The 19,942-nt window shown below is 50.7% G+C and carries 18 protein-coding genes; 12 read left to right on the top strand and 6 right to left on the bottom strand.

Features of this window, described 5'->3' with window-relative positions:
* Positions 1-152: 152 nt before the first annotated feature.
* Positions 153-683, bottom strand: coding sequence for a molybdopterin-guanine dinucleotide biosynthesis protein MobB (gene mobB, locus J1779_RS05655; protein WP_217203050.1), 531 nt, complete (start codon positions 681-683; stop codon positions 153-155).
* Positions 680-1,255, bottom strand: coding sequence for a molybdenum cofactor guanylyltransferase MobA (mobA, locus tag J1779_RS05650; RefSeq protein ID WP_217203049.1), 576 nt, complete (start codon positions 1,253-1,255; stop codon positions 680-682). Before mobA ends, mobB begins: the two co-directional genes overlap by 4 nt.
* Positions 1,256-1,406: 151 nt before the next feature.
* Between mobA and J1779_RS05645 the strand changes: the two genes are divergently transcribed.
* The 5 genes from J1779_RS05645 (at position 1,407) to spfP (ending at position 6,831) form a co-directional block, all read left to right on the top strand.
* On the top strand, positions 1,407-1,676 hold the full coding sequence (locus J1779_RS05645) for a YihD family protein (RefSeq protein ID WP_122097113.1): 270 nt from the start codon (positions 1,407-1,409) through the stop codon (positions 1,674-1,676).
* 92 nt (positions 1,677-1,768) lie between these two features.
* Complete coding sequence (locus J1779_RS05640; RefSeq protein ID WP_056777627.1) at positions 1,769-2,755, top strand: serine/threonine protein kinase; 987 nt, start codon at positions 1,769-1,771, stop codon at positions 2,753-2,755.
* Between the two features lie 46 nt (positions 2,756-2,801).
* The gene (dsbA, locus tag J1779_RS05635) at positions 2,802-3,425 is read left to right on the top strand and encodes a thiol:disulfide interchange protein DsbA (RefSeq protein WP_056777623.1); all 624 of its coding nucleotides are present in this window, start codon (positions 2,802-2,804) and stop codon (positions 3,423-3,425) included.
* A 389-nt stretch (positions 3,426-3,814) separates the two neighbouring features.
* The gene (polA, locus tag J1779_RS05630; protein ID WP_217203048.1) at positions 3,815-6,619 is read left to right on the top strand and encodes a DNA polymerase I; all 2,805 of its coding nucleotides are present in this window, start codon (positions 3,815-3,817) and stop codon (positions 6,617-6,619) included.
* A gap of 164 nt (positions 6,620-6,783) precedes the next feature.
* Positions 6,784-6,831 (top strand): small protein SpfP, encoded by a 48-nt coding sequence (gene spfP / locus J1779_RS25825; RefSeq protein ID WP_071892919.1) that lies wholly within the window; start codon positions 6,784-6,786, stop codon positions 6,829-6,831.
* Positions 6,832-7,000: 169 nt separating this feature from the next.
* Here spfP and yihA read toward each other — a convergent pair whose 3' ends face one another.
* Complete coding sequence (gene yihA / locus J1779_RS05625; protein ID WP_056777618.1) at positions 7,001-7,645, bottom strand: ribosome biogenesis GTP-binding protein YihA/YsxC; 645 nt, start codon at positions 7,643-7,645, stop codon at positions 7,001-7,003.
* Between the two features lie 586 nt (positions 7,646-8,231).
* Here yihA and yihI point away from each other — a divergent pair.
* Positions 8,232-8,786, top strand: coding sequence for a Der GTPase-activating protein YihI (gene yihI / locus J1779_RS05620; protein WP_056777609.1), 555 nt, complete (start codon positions 8,232-8,234; stop codon positions 8,784-8,786).
* A 186-nt stretch (positions 8,787-8,972) separates the two neighbouring features.
* Positions 8,973-10,346, top strand: a complete 1,374-nt coding sequence (gene hemN, locus J1779_RS05615; protein WP_217203047.1) for an oxygen-independent coproporphyrinogen III oxidase — start codon at positions 8,973-8,975, stop codon at positions 10,344-10,346.
* 88 nt (positions 10,347-10,434) lie between these two features.
* Here the strand turns inward: hemN and glnG are convergent, their stop codons facing one another.
* From glnG to glnA, 3 genes are all read right to left on the bottom strand, one after another.
* Positions 10,435-11,847 carry a nitrogen regulation protein NR(I) gene (gene glnG / locus J1779_RS05610; RefSeq protein ID WP_056777602.1) on the bottom strand — a complete coding sequence of 471 codons (1,413 nt, stop codon included), beginning with the start codon at positions 11,845-11,847 and terminating at the stop codon, positions 10,435-10,437.
* A gap of 7 nt (positions 11,848-11,854) precedes the next feature.
* Positions 11,855-12,904, bottom strand: coding sequence for a nitrogen regulation protein NR(II) (glnL, locus tag J1779_RS05605; protein ID WP_056777597.1), 1,050 nt, complete (start codon positions 12,902-12,904; stop codon positions 11,855-11,857).
* A gap of 243 nt (positions 12,905-13,147) precedes the next feature.
* Complete coding sequence (gene glnA / locus J1779_RS05600; RefSeq protein WP_056777594.1) at positions 13,148-14,557, bottom strand: glutamate--ammonia ligase; 1,410 nt, start codon at positions 14,555-14,557, stop codon at positions 13,148-13,150.
* A 456-nt stretch (positions 14,558-15,013) separates the two neighbouring features.
* Here glnA and typA point away from each other — a divergent pair, with 456 nt between their 5' ends.
* From typA to fabY, 5 genes are all read left to right on the top strand, one after another.
* Positions 15,014-16,837, top strand: a complete 1,824-nt coding sequence (gene typA, locus J1779_RS05595; RefSeq protein ID WP_056777589.1) for a ribosome-dependent GTPase TypA — start codon at positions 15,014-15,016, stop codon at positions 16,835-16,837.
* 163 nt (positions 16,838-17,000) lie between these two features.
* Positions 17,001-17,588 carry a glucose-1-phosphatase gene (yihX, locus tag J1779_RS05590; RefSeq protein ID WP_136375023.1) on the top strand — a complete coding sequence of 196 codons (588 nt, stop codon included), beginning with the start codon at positions 17,001-17,003 and terminating at the stop codon, positions 17,586-17,588.
* Positions 17,589-17,599: 11 nt separating this feature from the next.
* Positions 17,600-18,469 carry a virulence factor BrkB family protein gene (locus J1779_RS05585; RefSeq protein WP_056777582.1) on the top strand — a complete coding sequence of 290 codons (870 nt, stop codon included), beginning with the start codon at positions 17,600-17,602 and terminating at the stop codon, positions 18,467-18,469.
* 18 nt (positions 18,470-18,487) lie between these two features.
* Entirely contained in the window at positions 18,488-18,925 is a 438-nt protein-coding gene (gene dtd / locus J1779_RS05580) for a D-aminoacyl-tRNA deacylase (protein ID WP_056777579.1), read from the top strand.
* Positions 18,926-18,959: 34 nt separating this feature from the next.
* The gene (gene fabY, locus J1779_RS05575) at positions 18,960-19,892 is read left to right on the top strand and encodes a fatty acid biosynthesis protein FabY (RefSeq protein ID WP_056777576.1); all 933 of its coding nucleotides are present in this window, start codon (positions 18,960-18,962) and stop codon (positions 19,890-19,892) included.
* Positions 19,893-19,942: the final 50 nt, after the last annotated feature.

The raw sequence follows: 19,942 nt of genomic DNA, 5'->3' as shown, positions 1-19,942 counted from the left end.
CAGAAGTGAAACGCCGTAGCGCCGATGGTAGTGTGGGGTCTCCCCATGCGAGAGTAGGGAACTGCCAGGCATCAAACAAGTGGAAAGCCCTGTACTGACGTACAGGGCTTTTTGCTGTGTGGAATTTAGGGAAAGCAGGAAAGTAAAACCTGCTAATTAGCTTGTTTTTCCAGCCATTCGACAATAAAACACTCTATTTCTTCGATCTTATTGAGATCCAGCACCCTGATTGATTCCAAATTCAGAGCCGGTAATTGATTGCTGGCAACCGCAATGACATAAGAATCAATCAACTGCTCTAAATGCATGCCGCTTTCTTCCCTGTACAACACAATTTTATCTATCCTCTCGTGTTTGAATCCCTCAACCAAAATCATATCGAGACTTTTACTGTCGAAACGTGTCGCAAGGTACCTGAGATCAAGAGGTTCCTGATGCGCTGTCTCTGTCATTAATGCCCATCTGTCACTGCTTGCGACCATAGTTTGATCTGCGCCAGCCTTTCTCAGTTCGAAGCTGTCTTTTCCTGGCGTATCAACGTCAACGTCGTGATGAGTGTGTTTGATAAGGCCTACACGAATGCCTCGTTGGCGAAGATGCGGAATGAGTTGTTTCAATAATGTCGTTTTGCCCGTGCCACTGTAAGCCACTATTCCGAGCAGTGGTATTTCACGATTGTTCATCGTGATTCGCTCTGCCAACGCAAAACATCTTGCGGGCAATTGAGGTTGGAAAAATCTGCAGCATGATTAAACATAACTGATTTGGCACCGACGTTATGGAAGAAGATCATGAGCTTACGGTCGCCATTTTCAAGATAGGATTTCAAGGCTGGAATAAGATTGCGGTTGAGCAGGCAAAGTGTCGGATGCTCCCGTTCCGGATCTCGTGCATAGAGGGCCTGACAGCCTGATAACTCGGACAAAAACGTTTCGGCTAAGTTAATGGGGAATCCCGGGACGTCACAAGGTACGAACAGCACCCATTCTGTCTGACTTACCGTTAAAGCGGCCAGCATACCGGCAAGTGGACCGGAGAAATCCTGTGTGAGGTCTGGGACAGTCTGAAATTTTTTGCCGTAGCGATCCGCATTTTGGTTACAACTGATCAGTATATTACCCACCTGTGGAGAGAGCCTGTCAGCTATGATTTCGAACAAAGGCTGACCTTTTACCTCAACCAATCCCTTATCCTCCCCCATCCTGCTCGAGCGTCCGCCCGCTAAAATAACGCCGGTAATGCTGCTGCGATCCATAATATTCACCTGCCAAAATCTTTGTATTCCGGCCATTGTAACGTCAAATTTTCAACGCAAGCAGATTTAACTTTGTCATGTCAGCTTGTCCTTCCCCTGAAGAAATAACCCTGTTATTTTTAGGGACTCAACAAATAAAGGAAGAAACCTCATGAAAGAACATCGCGTCAATGAGCTGATTGAATTACTGCACCCAGCCTGGAAAGAAGACAGTGATCTTAACCTGATGGAGTTTATCCAGAAGCTGGCGGGTGAATGCGGTTATCAGGGCCCATTGGCGGAACTGAGTGATGACACATTGATTTATCACCTGAAAATGCGTGGAACAGAAAGCTCTGCGGAAATTCCCGGTCTGAAGAAAGACTATGAGGATGACTTTAAAACGGCGCTTCTGCGAGCCCGTGGTGTGATTAAAGATTGATGTAAACTTATGTGAACTTCATGCGAACCACGAAAAATAGGTGATACTATTTCCCATTATCATTTTTCTGTGCGGCCAATCCGAATGAAGTTATGAATAGTTCAGCTTTCAATTTTCAGGCATTGTCGCCGGATCTTATCCTTGATGCACTCGAGAGTGTCGGTCTGCGCGCAGAGTCCGGGCTCACTGCATTAAACAGCTATGAAAATCGGGTATATCAGTTTCTCTGTGAAGACAGAAAACGCTATGTGGTGAAGTTCTATCGTCCGGAACGCTGGAGTGAGGAACAGATCCATGAAGAGCATCTTTTTTCACATGATATGTCCGAAGCTGAAATACCGGCCGTTGCCCCGCTTTCTATCAATGAAAATACGTTGCATCACCATCAGGGTTACATGTTTACCGTGTTTCCCAGCGTAGGTGGTCGGCAGTATGAAATAGATAACCTTGATCAGCTTGAGTGGGTTGGGCGTTTCCTGGGACGTATTCATCAGGTGGGCAGTGAGAGCCTTTTTACTGCTCGTCCGACAATGGGGCTGGATGAATATCTCGTACAGCCGCGTGAAGTTCTCGCACAATGCCCTCTGATCCCGAAGAGTCTGCGCGAGCCTTTCTTGCTGGCGACAGATAATCTGATCAATACCACACAAACATATTGGCATACGGACTGGAAACCTTTGCGTTTGCACGGCGATTGCCACCCGGGGAACATTCTCTGGCGTGATGGGCCGCTGTTTGTCGATATGGATGATGCCCGCAATGGCCCGGCGATACAGGATCTCTGGATGTTGTTGCACGGGGATCAAAGTGAGCAGCGCCTTCAGCTGGATGTATTGCTCGAAGCGTATGAAGAATTCGCCGATTTTGACTCTCGCGAGCTGGCACTCATTGAACCGCTGCGCGCGATGCGCATGGTTTATTATCTGGCCTGGGTCGCGCGCCGCTGGGAAGACCCTGCATTCCCTAAAAGTTTTCCGTGGATGACGGATGAAGACTTTTGGCGAGGCCAGATTGCTGCTTTTAACGAGCAAATTAAGAAACTAAAGGCACCTCCTTTGCAGTTGATGCCAATGTATTAAGTCACGTTTAATGTTCGAAGTTTAATTAATTGGAGATAGGCTTTATATGAAAAAGATATTCCTGGCACTGGTTGGTATGGTTATGGCCTTCAGTGTGTCTGCGGCACAATTTTCTGATGGTGCACAGTACGTTACTTTAGATAAAACCGTTGCTAATGAGCCGCAGGTACTCGAGTTCTTCTCATTTTATTGCCCGCACTGTTATCAATTTGAACAAGTTTGGCATGTGTCTGACAGCATCCGTAAGAACCTGCCAAAAGACGTTAAATACACCAAATACCATGTGGAATTCCTGGGCCCGTTAGGTAAGCAATTAACTCAGGCATGGGCTGTGGCAATCGCGTTGGGCGTTGAAGATAAAGTCAGCCCACTGATGTTTGATGCCGTACAAAAACAACAGTCCGTTCAGAATGCCGATGATATCCGCAAAGTCTTTATTCAGGCTGGCGTGAAAGGCGAAGATTACGATGCCGCACTGAATAGTTTTGTGGTGAAATCTCTCGTCGTACAGCAGGAAAAAGCCGCCGCTGATTTAGGCCTGCAAGGTGTCCCATCTGTATTTGTGAATGGCAAATATATGGTTAAAAATGATGGCCTTGATACCAGCTCAATGGATATGTATGTCAAACAATATTCAGATGTTATCAATTTCCTAGCCACCAAAAAATAAGATATCGTCTTCTCAATGCCAGCCATTCGGCTGGCATTATATCCTTTCGAATTTACGGCCTGGCCAAATAAAAAATCTGAAATATAATTGATTTTATTTGTATGATGTCGTCTCACAAATATTACTATCCACAATAGCTATTAAGCTTCTATTACATGAATGTTTCATGCAAAAATCAGATAACCTGATGAAAGCAGTGAGTAAAATGGTAAATTTTTTTCTCAATACATCTCATTAATAATTTCTCATCAAAACTATTCACAAAGTTATCCACAGGAAGATCCTTCGAGATCCCCCGCATTATCGCAATGAATTTCCCTCGTAAGGTTCGTCTTTCTCGCTGGCTATGGCATCCTTAGCGTATGTCTGATCACGAATAAAGAAGAGTTATGGCCCAGATAGCAGAAAACCCATTGATACTGGTAGACGGTTCGTCCTACCTCTACCGCGCTTACCATGCGTTCCCCCCGCTGACAAACTCTGTGGGTGAGCCAACCGGCGCGATGTACGGCGTGCTTAACATGTTGCGTAGCTTATTGCTGCAATACACCCCAAGCCACGTTGCTGTGGTGTTTGACGCGAAAGGCAAAACCTTCCGTGATGAGCTCTTTGATCAGTACAAATCTCACCGCCCGCCAATGCCTGACGATCTCCGTTCGCAGATTGAACCATTGCACCAGATGGTTAAAGCCATGGGGCTGCCATTACTGGTGGTATCTGGCGTGGAAGCGGACGACGTGATTGGCACACTGGCTCTCGAAGCTGAAAAGGCCGGACATGCGGTACTGATCAGCACCGGTGATAAAGACATGGCGCAATTGGTCACGCCCGGCGTGACGCTGATTAATACCATGAACAATGCGATCCTTGGGCCGGATGAAGTCGTTGAAAAATACGGCGTCCCTCCTGAACTGATCATCGATTTCCTGGCATTGATGGGTGACTCCTCGGACAACATCCCCGGTGTTCCCGGCGTGGGTGAGAAAACGGCGCAGGCGCTGTTGCAAGGCATCGGTGGTCTTGATGCGCTGTATGCCGATCTCGATAAAATTTCTACATTGAGTTTCCGTGGTTCCAAAACCATGGCTGCTAAACTTGCCGACAATAAAGACGTTGCTTATCTCTCCTATAAACTGGCGACCATCAAAACTGACGTTGAGCTGGACGTCACATGCGCTGAGCTGACCGTTAATGAGCCGAATGCAGATGAACTTCATCAGCTCTTTGGTCGTTATGAGTTCAAGCGCTGGCTGGCAGATGTTGAATCGGGTACCTGGTTGAGCGGTAAAAAGTCAGCGGCAAAAGCGACGACATCCGGTAAGAAAGGTGCCGCAGCTGAAGAGACGCTGGCTTCAGAACCCGTCGAGCGTAATCAGCTAACACAGGACGGTTATGTCACCATTCTGGATCAGGCAACGCTTGATGAATGGATTGGCTACCTGAAAGCTTCTGATGTTTTCGCGTTTGATACGGAAACGGATGGCCTGGATACGCTGACAGCGAATCTGATTGGTTTATCTTTTGCAACGCAAGCGGGTAAAGCGGCGTATCTTCCCGTGGCCCACGACTATCTTGACGCGCCGGTGCAATTAGATCGCGCTGACGTTCTGAAACAGCTCAAGCCTTTACTGGAAGATGAAAAGCAGCTGAAAGTCGGACAAAATCTGAAGTTCGACCGCGGTATTCTGTTGCGTTATGACATTGAGATGAAAGGGATCGCGTTCGATACCATGCTTGAGTCATACGTACTCGACAGTGTGTCAGGCCGTCATGATATGGACAGTCTTGCGGATCGTTATCTCGGCCATAAAACGGTCGGTTTTGAAGAGATCGCCGGAAAGGGTAAAAACCAGCTCACCTTCAACCAGATCGCTCTTGAACAAGCCGCCCCGTATGCAGCGGAAGATGCTGACGTCACCTTGCAGTTGCACCAGACGTTGTGGCCGCGCATCCAGGAAAGCGAATCGCTGAAGAAAGTCTTCACCGATATTGAGATGCCGCTGGTCCCTGTTCTGTCGCATATCGAACGCACCGGCGTTCTGATCGACCAGAACATTTTAGCCGCGCACTCTAAAGAGCTGGCCATCCGCCTGAATGAATTGGAAACCAGGGCGCATGAACTGGCCGAAGAGCCTTTCAACTTGTCCTCGACCAAGCAGCTGCAGGCCATTCTGTATGAAAAACAGAAATTGCCGATTCTGAAGAAAACACCGGGTGGCGCGCCTTCGACGAACGAAGAAGTGTTAGCTGAACTGGCGCTGGATTACCCATTGCCAAAAGTCATTCTGGAATATCGCGGCCTGGCGAAGCTCAAATCGACTTATACCGACAAACTGCCGTTGATGATCAACCCTCAGTCTGGACGTGTACACACGTCTTACCATCAGGCTGTGACGGCCACCGGGCGTCTGTCTTCCAGTGATCCAAACCTGCAAAACATTCCGGTGCGTAACGACGAAGGCCGACGTATTCGTCAGGCGTTTATCGCTCCGAAAGATTACTGCATTCTCGCTGCCGACTACTCGCAAATCGAACTTAGGATCATGGCGCATCTGTCGAAAGATGCAGGTTTGCTGACAGCATTTGCCGAAGGAAAAGATATCCACCGGGCGACAGCTGCTGAAGTCTTCGGTACGCCGCTGGAAAGTGTGACCGGCGAGCAACGCCGCAGCGCGAAGGCGATTAACTTCGGGCTGATCTACGGTATGAGCGCGTTCGGTCTTTCCCGTCAGCTGAACATTCCGCGTAAAGAGTCCCAGCGTTATATGGATTTGTATTTTGAGCGCTATCCGGGCGTGCTCGAATACATGGAACGTACCCGCACGCAGGCTTCTGAACAGGGCTACGTTGAAACGCTGGATGGTCGCAGGCTGTATCTGCCGGACATTAAGTCCAGCAACGCAATGCGCCGTAAAGGTGCCGAGCGTGCCGCGATCAACGCCCCGATGCAGGGAACTGCGGCTGATATTATCAAACGCGCCATGATAAGCGTCGGTGACTGGCTGAAACAGCCGGATGCTCCGCGCGCCCGCATTATCATGCAGGTACATGATGAACTGGTCTTTGAAGTGCACAATGACGACGTTGCGGCAGCCAGTGAGAAAATTCGTAGCCTGATGGAAGCGAGCATGGAACTGGCCGTTCCATTGAAAGTGGATGTCGGTACGGGTAAGAACTGGGATCAGGCTCACTAAGTGAATAGTTATTAAGCTTTTATTGTAATTAAGCTACAGGATTATGGCCTCAGACCATGAAGGTGATCGCATAATCCGCAGTTTTTGTGTAAGTAAACTACAAAAAGTTCTTTTTCCCCGTCATGAAATAGGGTAAAGTTCCTCTTGTAGGGTACAGAGGTAAGATGTTCTATCTTTCAGACCTTTTACTTCACGTAATCGGATTTGGCTGAATATTTTAGCCGCCCCAGGCATTTATGTCTGGGGCGTTTTTTATTGTGCTTTTCACTGCGTTATCCCGCACTTTTGGGGTTTTAGGCAGCCATGTTAAAAAAGCACATAAAAAAACGGGCGACCTGCAGGCCACCCGTCATGTTCTTTACTTACGATCCTGCCTGCGACTTACTCGCCTGACAATTCGTCTTCCACTACTTCTGGCGGGATTTCATTAAACCAGGTGTTCAGTTTATCACTGAGTTTATCCACACCCATTTTTTTGGGTGAAGAGAACGCTTCAACCTGAATGTCCCCCATAAATTCTTTCACTGCTTCGCGTACCATTTTGATCTGCGCCTGACGTGCGCCGGAAGCCAGTTTATCGGCCTTAGTCAGCAGCAGCATCACCGGCGTACCGACATCCACGGCCCACTGAATCATTTGCTGATCGAGATCTTTCAGCGGGTGACGGATATCCATCAGCACCACCAGCCCTTTCAGTGAATTACGCATTTGCAGATACTCACCCAGTGAGCGCTGCCATTTGCGTTTCATCTCTTCCGGAACCTGGGCATAGCCATAACCCGGAAGGTCGACCAGACGAATTCCTGGCTCCACTTCAAACAGGTTAATTAATTGCGTACGGCCAGGGGTTTTACTGATACGTGCCAGGCTTTTCTGCTGGGTCAGCGTATTCAATGCACTGGATTTGCCGGCGTTTGAGCGACCAGCAAATGCGACTTCAATGCCTGCGTCACTCGGCAGATGCCGGATATCCGGGGCGCTCATGACGAAATGGGTCATATGATAGTTGTAAGTTTGGCTGGTCAAAACGTGCGTCTCCGTGAGGCTTGTGTATCTGGCTGACTGGAGATTATAACTGCAACAGCGCCGCGATACGTTCAGTGTTTTTTACAATCCGAATGATGATGCGAAGGGACCACAGAGATGAAGGCGGGGGAAAATGGCCTTCATGATGTAAGACATTTGCTATTCATAATGCGGGTTATTTCGCTAATTAAGTCGCCGTATATTTTAATTCACTTTAAATTCAATTCGATAACATCAGAGCATCGGCTGAAGACGTGAGACGGCAGGGCGGTATCTTGAGCCTTTGCGGCGATAGGGTAAAGTCTTTCTTACGCGATGAAGGCAAGAATGGAAACACGGATGATTTACGCCTTCAGGGAATACTGGAAATGCATGGCGCTTTAAGGATGAACGGGGCCGGAAGCCCTGAAAGGCAAAGGAAAAACCGGGACGTTGAGGCTATACAGGGAAAGTGTTTGTTGAATATCCTTCGCAGGAAGGAAAGAAAAAGGCAGCAAGGTCCACTTGCTGCCTTTTTTCTTTGGTCGCTTTCTGCTAGATTCCGCCGCAAATCTATACTAAATGTACACACCTAAGAGCAGAATCCATGAAACAGCCAGCGAAAGCCCCGCGCGCCAATACCGCGACAGCCAAACCGAAGAGAAAAAAGAATCGCGTCGAGCTCGATATTGAAGCGCGCGAACGCAAACGTGACAACCGCCGCCGCGGCCGTAAGGCTGGTTCCCGTGCGAACCCGGATGCCAACCAAAATCAAAGTGGTGCAGCCGCGAAGAAAACCGATCCGCGCATTGGCAGTAAAAAAGCCGTGCCACTGATTGTTGAAACCGTCATGAACAATGCACCTAAAGCGAAGAAAGCGGCGCAGCCGGTGCAAGATGCAAAACCAAAAATGACCCCGGAAGAAGAACTGACATTACTGGAAAATGATCAACGTCTGGATGCTTTGCTAGATCTTATCGATGACGGTAAAGCCCTGAGCGCTGAAGATCAGGCTTATGTTGATCAGACTCTGGATCGCATCGACGTTCTGATGGAATTGCTGGGTATCGAACTTGGCGATGATGAAGATGACGAAGAAGAAGAGAAGAACGAAGACATGATGCAGTTGCTCAAGCGCGGGAATCCAAAAGAAGGTTTCTAAGCCATGAGCTGGGTCATTCCGGCAATAGCCTTACTCTTTGCATGTTATCTGCTTTGGTTATTCGGTAAACTACGACGGTTATCGAAAACCAAAGCACGTTTGCGCAGAGCGACCTTTGCACGGCAGGCCAACAGCCTGCCGGTAAGGCGAACCGGCAGCATCCGACGCCGGAAGGAGTAAGTCACCATGTCAGAACAGACAACCGTTTGGGATTTAGCGCTGATCCAGAAGTACAACTACTCTGGCCCGCGGTACACATCCTACCCAACCGCACTTGAATTCAGCGAAAGCTACAACGACGCAGCCTTTGAAAAAGCCGCTGCCCGTTATGCGGATCGTTCCCTCTCGTTGTATGTCCACATTCCTTTCTGTCATAAGCTCTGCTACTTCTGCGGCTGCAATAAACTGGTCACCCGCCAGCAGCATAAAGCCGAAGAATATCTGAATGTGCTCGAGAAAGAGATCCGCCACCGTGCGCCGCTCTTTAAGGGCCGTCACGTGAGTCAGCTCCATTGGGGCGGTGGTACTCCCACTTATCTCAACAAAGCCCAGATAAGCCGTCTGATGAGCCTTCTGCGTCAACATTTTACTATCCTGCCTGATGCTGAGATGTCGCTGGAGATTGATCCGCGCGAAATCGAGCTGGATGTGCTGGACCATCTGCGCAACGAAGGCTTCAATCGCCTGAGCATGGGCGTGCAGGATTTCAACAAAGAAGTGCAGCGTCTGGTTAACCGCGAGCAGGATGAAGAGTTCATCTTTGCGCTGATTGAACGCGCCAGGGCGCTCGGTTTCAACTCAACCAATATCGATCTGATCTACGGTTTGCCAAAACAAACCGCCGAAAGTTTTGCTTATACCCTGCAACGTGTGGCGGCGCTCAATCCGGACCGTCTCAGCGTTTTCAACTACGCTCACATGCCGAAGCTGTTCGCGGCACAACGCAAAATCAAAGATGCCGACTTACCCGGTGCAGAAGAGAAACTGAAAATCCTGCAGGAAACCATCAGTTCACTGACGGCGTCCGGTTACCGGTTTATCGGGATGGATCACTTTGCGCGCCCTGATGACGAACTGGCGATTGCTCAGCGCGAAGGCAAACTACACCGTAATTTCCAGGGGTATACCACGCAGGGCGACAGCGATTTGCTGGGCATGGGCGTGTCGGCCATCAGCATGTTGGGCGACACCTACGCGCAGAACGAGAAAGACCTCAAAACGTATTACGCCAGAGTTGAAGAGCAGGGGAACGCACTATGGCGCGGTCTGGAAATGACCGATGACGACTGTCTGCGCCGCGATGTTATTAAATCGCTGATCTGCCATTTCGAGCTGAGTTTTGCCGATATCGAACAGCGTTATGGTATCGGCTTTACCGATTATTTTGCCGACGATCTGGCGCTGCTGACGCCGCTGGCGGAAGACGGGCTTGTCGAGGTAAGTGAGACACACATTCAGGTCACGCCGCGCGGACGTTTGCTGATCCGTAATATCTGCATGTGTTTTGATATTTATCTGCGCCGGCAGCTACGCCAGCAGCAATTCTCCCGCGTTATCTGATTCTTCGCTGCAAATCGATTCGTATCAACGCAAAACAAAGCAAAACAGCCGCATGAGCGGCTGTTTTGCTGTCTGGTGCTGGAAAGGATTATTCCATGCCCAGTTCTTTTAGTTTGCGGGTGAGGGTGTTTCGTCCCCAGCCCAGCAACCGTGCAGCTTCCTGTTTATGCCCCTGAGTATGGCGCAACGCCGTAGTCAGTAATGTCCGCTCCATTTCAGGTTGTGCTTCCGACAGCAGATTTTGATGACCGGAGCGCAGTGCGCGATCCGCCCACTGTGCCAGCAGCGTTGCCCAGCTGTCCGGCAAACTCTGTCCGCCTGCTTCCGGCGCAGAAGTCTCAAACAGTTCACTCGGCAAATCCTGAATCAGAACTTCCTGGCCCGCCGCCATCACCGTCAGCCAGCGACAAGTGTTTTCCAGCTGGCGCACGTTACCTTGCCACGGCAGACGCGTAAGCGCCGTTTCGGTTTCCGGATGCAGATTTTTTGCTTCCACGCCCAGTTCTTTTGCCGCCACTTGCAGGAAGTAACGCGCCAGACGCGGAATGTCTTCACGACGTTCACGCAGCGGTGGCAGATGGACGCGGATAACGTTCAGGCGATGGAATAAATCCTCACGGAATTTTCCTTCCTGAACCCTAAGCTCCAGATTCTGGTGGGTCGCCGCAATGATTCGCACGTCCACTTTCACCGGTGCATAACCGCCGACGCGGTAGAACTGACCGTCTGCCAGCACGCGCAGAAGACGGGTTTGCACATCGAGCGGCATATCACCGATTTCATCAAGGAACAGCGTGCCATTGTCGGCCTGCTCGAAACGCCCCTGACGAACGGTGTTCGCTCCGGTAAATGCCCCTTTTTCGTGGCCGAACAGTTCGGACTCGATCAGGTCTTTCGGGATTGCCGCCATATTCAGCGCGATAAAAGGCGCTTTAGCGCGAGGGCTGTGACGATGCAAGGCGTGAGCCACCAGCTCTTTACCGGTACCGGATTCGCCATTAATCAGCACGCTGATTGAAGAGCGGGACAAACGGCCGATGATGCGGAACACATCCTGCATGGCTGGCGCTTCGCCAATAATGTCAGCTGTCGGGCCGCTGGCTGGCTGAGTTCGGGCCGGTTGTTGTTGTTCCTGATAATGACTGATGGCGCGCTCTACCAGCGCCACGGCTTCGTCAATGTCGAACGGTTTTGGCAGATAATCAAACGCGCCTTGCTGATAGGCGCTGACCGCAGCATCCAGATCGGAATGGGCTGTCATTATGATGACCGGAAGCATCGGATGGCGTTGTTTAATCTGCTTAAGCAGCGCTAAACCGTCCATCCCAGGCATGCGGATATCCGATAACAACACGTCAGGGGTTTGAGTCGCAATGGCTTCCAGCACTTCATTACCGCTGTCAAACGTGGTGCAGGTTAAACCGGCTCCAGTGAGCGCACGTTCAAGAACCCAGCGGATGGAGCTATCGTCATCGACGATCCAGACTATCCCTCGTTGCATAAGAACCTCACTGGCGAATAGGCAGGAAAACCGAGAATTCGGTATGACCTGGCCAACTGTTAAATTCAACTTTACCCGAATGCTGATCAATCAAACTGCGCGCGATGGACAGGCCCAAACCGGTGCCCCCCTCGCGGCCACTGACCATGGGGTAAAAAAGGGTGTCCTGCAAATGGCCCGGTACGCCGGGGCCGTCATCTTCAATATCGATGCGTGCCGCCAGACGATAACGCACACCATGTAACGTGATCTGGAAGGCAGTGCGCGTACGCAGTGTAATTGTGCCGCCTTCCTCCCCGAGTGCCTGCAGGGCATTGCGGGTGATGTTTAACAAAATCTGTTCTATCTGATCGGGGTCGTGCGCAAGTTCCGGCAGGCTTGGGTCATAGTCCCTCACCAGTTGAACGTTATCTGGCTTTTCCATCGATACCAGCTGACAAACACGCTCTGCAACCTGATGAATACTTTGCGTAACGTGCTGGCTTGGGCGCTGTGGCCCCAGCAAACGGTCGACCAGATTACGCAGGCGGTCTGCCTGCTCAATAATGACTTTGGTGTATTCCAGCAGCGCCGGATCGGGGAGCGCTCTTGAAAGTAACTGCGCTGCACCACGCAAACCGCCGAGCGGGTTTTTAATTTCATGTGCCAGACCGCGGATTAAATCACGCGCGGCAACCTGTTGAGCGTGCTGCAATTGTTCCTGGCTCAGCTTACGCTGATTATCCATCGGAGCCAGTTCGACCAAAATGAAGCCTTCCGGCAGCATCTGCGCGGTCAGAGACAACACGTGCGCGCGGCCATCCACGACCAGAGTCACTTCGCTGTCTGTAAAGCCCTGTCCGGCAGTCAGACTTTCACGCATCAACTCGATATTCAGGGAAAAATATCCCACCAGCTCAGGCAACGGTGTGCCAAAAAGTTTGCGGGAACTTTGCGCCAGTAATTGCTGAGCCGCCGGATTGGCGTAATGCACAGCCAAATCGTCGTCCAATAACAGAACGCTGTTGATTAAGGAATTCAGGATCTGCCCAGCATCGGGCAGTTTGCCAGTTGCCATACCGCAGTCTCCCGCACCTGATCGGTGCATTTTATCTCGTTACCCGGCGAAATCACGGGGCTGAGGGGTTAAGCAGGAAAGAGTGTGGAGAAAAAAGCCCATCCGGAGATGGGCTGAAAGTTTCCACGGCAACAAATTAAATCGTCTGACTTGATTTTGACGCTGAAGGTTTTCTCACTACCGGGCCTTCAGTCGGGTATTACGCTCAGCGTTCGTCCTGAAGACGAACGCTGAGTTAAGGGCTTAAACGCTGTAATACAGTTCGAATTCAACCGGATGCGGAGTCATACGCACGCGGTCCATTTCTTCTTTACGCAGATCGATATACGCTTCGATAGCGTCGTCAGTGAACACGCCGCCACGGGTCAGGAACTCGCGGTCTTCGTTCAGTGCGTTCAGCGCTTCTTCCAGTGAACCTGCAACTTTTGGAATTTCTGCTTCTTCTTCCGGTGGCAGGTCATACAGGTTTTTATCCATCGCATCGCCAGGGTGGATCTTGTTGATGATGCCGTCCAGGCCAGCCATCATCAGTGCTGCAAACGCCAGGTATGGGTTAGCCGCTGGATCAGGGAAACGCGCTTCGATACGCATCGCTTTAGGGCTTGATACGTGTGGAATACGGATAGAGGCAGAACGGTTACGCGCAGAGTAAGCCAGCATAACTGGCGCTTCGTAGCCCGGGACCAAACGCTTGTAGGAGTTGGTTGTCGGGTTAGCGTAGGCGTTGATTGCTTTAGCGTGCTTGATGATACCGCCGATGTAGAACAGTGCCATTTCAGACAAGCCGCCGTATTTGTCGCCAGCGAACAGGTTGTTACCGTTCTTGGACAAAGACATGTGGCAGTGCATACCGGAACCGTTATCGCCAAACATTGGTTTTGGCATGAAGGTCGCTGTTTTGCCAAATGCGTGAGCCACGTTGTGCACCACGTATTTGTAAATTTGGATTTCGTCCGCTTTTTTGGTCAGGGTGTTGAAGCGGGTTGCCACTTCGTTCTGGCCAGCAGTTGCTACTTCGTGGTGGTGAGCTTCAACAACCAGACCCATTTCTTCCATGGTCAGACACATGGTAGAACGTAGATCCTGGGAGGAGTCGACCGGAGGAACCGGGAAGTAACCGCCTTTCACTGCAGGACGGTGGCCTTTGTTGCCGCCTTCGTATTTGGTGCTGGAGTTCCATGCGCCTTCGATATCATCGATAGCGACGTGGGAACCGGAGATGCTGCTGCCGAAGCGCACATCATCAAACAGGAAGAATTCTGGCTCTGGCCCGAACAGTACGGTGTCCGCGATACCGGAAGAGCGCAGGAAATCTTCTGCACGTTTTGCGGTAGAACGTGGGTCACGGTCATAACCTTGCAGCGTTGTCGGCTCAAGGATGTCACAACGGATGATCAGCGTGGTTTCTTCATAGAATGGGTCAAGAACAGCAGTGCTGGCATCTGGCATCAGAACCATGTCAGATTCGTTAATGCCTTTCCAGCCACCGATTGAAGAGCCATCAAACATTTTGCCTTCTTCGAAGAAGTCAGCGCTAACCTGGTGTGCAGGAATGGTGACGTGCTGTTCTTTGCCTTTGGTATCAGTGAAACGTAAATCTACGAATTTCACTTCATGCTCATTCAGCATCGTCAAAACGTGTTCAGCGGACATACTAGTTCTCCCGAATTTCTCATTATCGTCGTGGAACGAATAACCATTTTTGGTCTTTAGTTGGAAATAACAGCTTTACTTGAACTGGCGTGTAGCCTAAACCGCACTATCATTTGTCTGGTCAGACTCTTTTCACCCTGTAAAAACTTTTTACCCTAAAAACTATTAGCGAAAAGTGTGCCAACTTTGAGAAAATCCAAACAGCGCCATTTTACAGGGCTCTTGCACTCAATAAGTATGCACCATAACGGAGTTTATGCACTACAATGGTGCTAATCGTGAGATGCAAGGCACCAAAAAGGTGCGTCATATTGGTTCAGTGTTCTTTTTGCACCGTGAAAGGGATCACAAAGTAACCATCCTTAAGTTGTTTCAACAAGATCCTTGTGATCTTGTTTAGAACCTCGCTTAATACGTGTACAATAGCGCGCTATTTCTAATGCCTGAGGCAAAGCTGTGATCGAAAATTTGCGTAACATCGCCATTATTGCCCACGTTGACCATGGTAAAACCACCCTGGTCGACAAGCTGCTGCAACAATCCGGTACTTTCGGAGAGCGTGTAGAAGCCACTGAACGCGTAATGGACTCCAACGATTTGGAGAAAGAGCGTGGGATTACCATCCTCGCAAAAAACACCGCCATTAATTGGAAAGACTACCGCATCAACATCGTGGATACCCCAGGACACGCCGATTTCGGCGGTGAGGTTGAGCGTGTGATGTCAATGGTCGACTCGGTGCTGCTGGTTGTGGATGCAATGGATGGCCCAATGCCGCAAACCCGTTTCGTGACCAAAAAAGCATTCGCTAATGGTCTGAAACCGATCGTGGTAATCAACAAGGTTGACCGCCCTGGCGCGCGTCCTGACTGGGTTGTTGATCAGGTCTTTGACCTGTTCGTAAACCTGGACGCAACCGACGAACAACTCGATTTCCCAATCATCTATGCATCAGCACTGATGGGTATCGCGGGTAACGACCATAACGATATGGCCGAAGACATGACCCCGTTGTACCAGGCGATCGTTGACCACGTATCTCCGCCACAAGTTGAGATGGATGCACCGTTCCAGATGCAAATCTCTCAGCTGGACTACAACAACTATGTTGGCGTCATCGGCATCGGCCGCATCAAACGCGGTACCGTTAAGCCAAACCAACAAATCACTGTCATCGACAGCGAAGGCAAAACCCGTAACGGTAAAGTCGGTAAAGTTCTGACCCACATGGGTCTTGAGCGTATCGAAGCCACCGTTGCTGAAGCGGGCGACATCATCGCGATCACTGGCCTTGGCGAACTGAACATCTCCGACACTATCTGTGATCCGGCGAATGTTGAAGCTCTGCCAGCGCTGAGCGTTGATGAACCAACCGTAACCATGTATTTCTGCGTAAACACCTCTCCGTTCTGTGGTAAAGAAGGCAAGTATGTGACTTCACGTCAGATCCTTGATCGTCTGAACAAAGAACTGGTGCACAACGTGGCACTGCGTGTTGACGAAACTGAAGATGCTGATGCATTCCGTGTTTCAGGCCGTGGTGAACTTCACCTGTCGGTTCTGATCGAAAACATGCGTCGTGAAGGTTTCGAGCTGGCGGTTTCCCGTCCTAAAGTAATCAACCGTAAAATCGATGGCCGCATGCAAGAGCCATTCGAGAACGTGACACTGGATATCGAAGAGCAACACCAGGGTTCTGTTATGCAGGCCATGGGTGAGCGTAAAGGCGATGTCAAAGACATGATCCCAGACGGTAAAGGTCGTATCCGTCTTGATTACCTGATCCCTGCGCGTGGCCTGATCGGCTTCCGTACTGAATTCATGACCATGACTTCAGGTACCGGTCTGCTGTACTCCACGTTCAGCCATTACGATGACGTTCGTCAGGGCGAAATCGGCCAGCGTCAGAACGGCGTGCTGATTTCTAACGGTCAGGGTAAAGCAGTTGCGTTCGCACTGTACAGCCTGCAAGACCGCGGTAAATTGTTCCTAGGCCACGGCGCAGAAGTGTATGAAGGCCAGATCATCGGTATTCACTCACGTTCTAACGACCTGACCGTGAACTGTCTGACCGGTAAGAAACTGACCAACATGCGTGCGTCCGGTACTGACGAAGCAACGACTCTGGTTCCTGCAATCAAAATGTCTCTGGAGCAAGCTCTGGAATTCATCGATGATGACGAACTGGTCGAAGTGACTCCTCAGTCTGTGCGTATTCGTAAACGTCACCTGACCGAGAACGATCGTAAACGTGCAATGCGTGGTCCTAAAGAAGCGTAATCTTCTTTCACGTACGCCGTTACACAGAAACAGGGTGCCTTTGGTACCCTGTTTTTTTTATGTTTTTTTTCTGCTCCTGCGTAACATCCCCTCCTTCTGTCACTGTTCACCTGTACGTTTTACCGCTAAAGTTAACAGTCATCTTTGAAATCAGGAGCGTGCAATGCTGTACATTTTTGATATGGGAAACGTCATTATTGATATTGATTTCAAACGTGTCCTTGGCGTCTGGAGCAATTTCAGCGGAACACCGCTTGCCACGCTGACCGAGCGATTCTCGATGGGAGAAGCCTTCCAAAAGCATGAGCGGGGAGAAATCAGCGACGAAGACTTTGCCGCCGAGCTTTGTCATGAGATGGGCATCGCGCTGAGTTTCGAACAATTCAGTTTGGGCTGGCAGTCGGTCTTTGTTGGATTGCGGCCTGAAGTGATCGAAATCTTCAAATCGCTGCGTGAGAAAGGGCATCGCGTAGTGGTGTTGTCCAACACTAACCGTTTGCACCTCGATTTCTGGCCGCATAACTACCCGGAAATAGAAGCCAATACTGATGCCATCTATCTTTCGCAAAACATTGGTATGCGTAAACCTGAACCGGGTATTTTCCAGCATGTTCTGGAACAGGAAGGCGTTACAGCGGGCGACGCTGTGTTCTTCGATGACGTGAAAGAGAATATCGAGGCAGCGCGGGAGGCTGGCATCGAATCCGTGTGGGTGGAAGATAACCAGACAGTACCGACGTACTTTTCCTGAAGGATGCTCAAATGCAGAAAAGGGCGCTGAGCCACTACCTGAAATCATGCTGGAAATTTACGCGTCTGCTTCTGCGGCGTTCAGATAAGGATGGCCTGACGCTTTTGGCGGGCCATTTAGCCTATGTTTCCTTACTTTCGCTTGTGCCACTGATTGCGGTGGTCTTCTCACTGTTTGCCTTATTCCCGGTCTTTTCGGATATCAGTGCGCAGCTAAAGACCTTTATTTTTTCAAACTTTATGCCGGCGACCGGCAACACCATTCAGCGCTATCTCGAACAGTTTGTGGCGAACTCCAGCAAAATGACTGCCGTAGGCACCTGTGGCTTAATCGTCACGGCGCTGCTTTTGATAGCCTCGGTAGACAGCGTGCTGAACAAAATCTGGGACAGCAAAACCAAGCGCCCGATCGTGTTCTCTTTTGCGGTTTACTGGATGGTGCTGACGCTCGGGCCGATCCTGCTGGTTGCCAGTGTGGCTATCAGCTCCTATTTGCTCTCGCTGAACTGGCTGAACATCAGTGGCGTGCATTCGGTGATCGACCATGCCCTGCGCATTCTGCCCTTGCTGATCTCGTGGATATCCTTCTGGCTGCTGTATCAGGTGGTGCCCACGGTCCGGGTTCCGGCCAAAGATGCGATGATTGGCGCGCTCTTTTCCGGTGCGCTGTTTGAATTGAGTAAGAAAATCTTTGCCTTATACATCCAGCTTTTCCCGTCATATCAACTGATTTATGGCGTACTGGCCGTGATCCCGATTTTATTTCTTTGGGTCTATGTCAGCTGGTGTATCGTGCTTTTGGGCGCGGAAATTACCGTCACGCTCGGCGAGTTTCGTTCCCTGAGAAAATTGCAGTCTGCTCAAGATGTAGCAGCAGAATAATCAGTCTGAAGGATTTATATGATTGCGTTAATTCAGCGGGTTTTGAATGCCAGCGTCACGATTGATGGCGAGGTCTGCGGCGAGATCGGGCCGGGACTGTTGGTCTTGCTGGGTGTTGAACAGGGCGATGATGAGCAAAAAGCCAGGCGCCTTTGTGAACGGGTGATCGGGTACCGGATATTCGGTGACGAAAACGACAAAATGAATCTCAACGTTCAGCAGGCGGGCGGAAGTTTGCTGGTCGTGTCGCAGTTTACGCTGGCGGCAGACACCTCAAAGGGTATGCGCCCCGGTTTCTCTCGCGGCGCAGAGCCGCAGGAAGCCGACCGCTTATATCAGTATTTCTGCGGGCAGTGCCGTGAAAAAGGCATCGCGACCGAAACCGGGCGCTTTGCTGCGGACATGAAAGTGGCGCTGGTGAACGACGGGCCGGTGACCTTCTGGCTACACGTCTGATAGAAAAGGCATAAACGCCGGAGAGAAAGCATCTATGTATCATCTGAGAGTACCGACGACCGAAAAAGAGCTGGCCGCCTATTACCGATTCCGCTGGGAAATGCTGCGCAAGCCGTTGCATCAGCCCGAAGGTTCAGAGCGTGATGCGTATGATTCCATCGCGCATCATCAGATGGTCGTTGATGAGCAGGGCGAACCGGTCGCAGTAGGCCGTTTATATATCAATGCCGACAACGAGGCCTCTATCCGCTTCCTGGCGGTTGACCCGGAAGTGCAGGATAAAGGGCTGGGAACGCTGGTTGCGATGACCCTGGAGTCTGTGGCGCGTCAGGAAGGCGTTAAACGCGTGGTGTGTAGCGCCCGTGAAGATGCGGTCGAGTTCTTTGCCAAGCTCGGGTTTGTGAATCAGGGCGAAATTACCACGCCGCAAACCACGCCGGTGCGCCATTTCCTGATGATCAAACCGGTTGAAACGCTGGATGACATTCTCCATCGACCCGACTGGTGCGGGCAACTGCAACAAGCCTGGTACGATCACATCCCGCTCAGTGAAAAAATGGGCGTGCGCATCAGTCAGTACACCGGCCAGAGATTTGTGACGACGATGCCAGAGAACGGTAATCAGAACCCGCACCACACGTTGTTTGCGGGCAGTTTGTTCTCGCTGGCAACGCTGACCGGCTGGGGGCTGATTTGGCTGCTGTTGCGCGAACGTCATCTGGGCGGGACCATCGTGCTGGCGGATGCACACATCCGCTACAGTTCACCGGTGACCGGCAGACCGCGTGCGGTGGCTGATCTCGGTTCCGTCAGCGGCGATCTGGACAGACTGGCGCGTGGACGCAAAGCCCGCGTGCAGCTCGAAGTGAATTTGTACGGCGATGAAGCCGAAGGTGCCGTGTTTGAAGGGACTTATCTGGTACTGCCCGCCGCGCCCGGTGCACCGCTGGAACCGGAAATCAACTGAGTTTTCGGGCACAAAAAAGGCACCGCGATGGCGGTGCCTTTTTCTTATCA

The organism is Rahnella rivi (assembly GCF_019049655.1).
GTDB lineage: Bacteria > Pseudomonadota > Gammaproteobacteria > Enterobacterales > Enterobacteriaceae > Rahnella > Rahnella rivi.
Note: the sequence above shows the minus strand (reverse complement) of the source record. Positions and strands in the feature narration are given on the sequence as shown.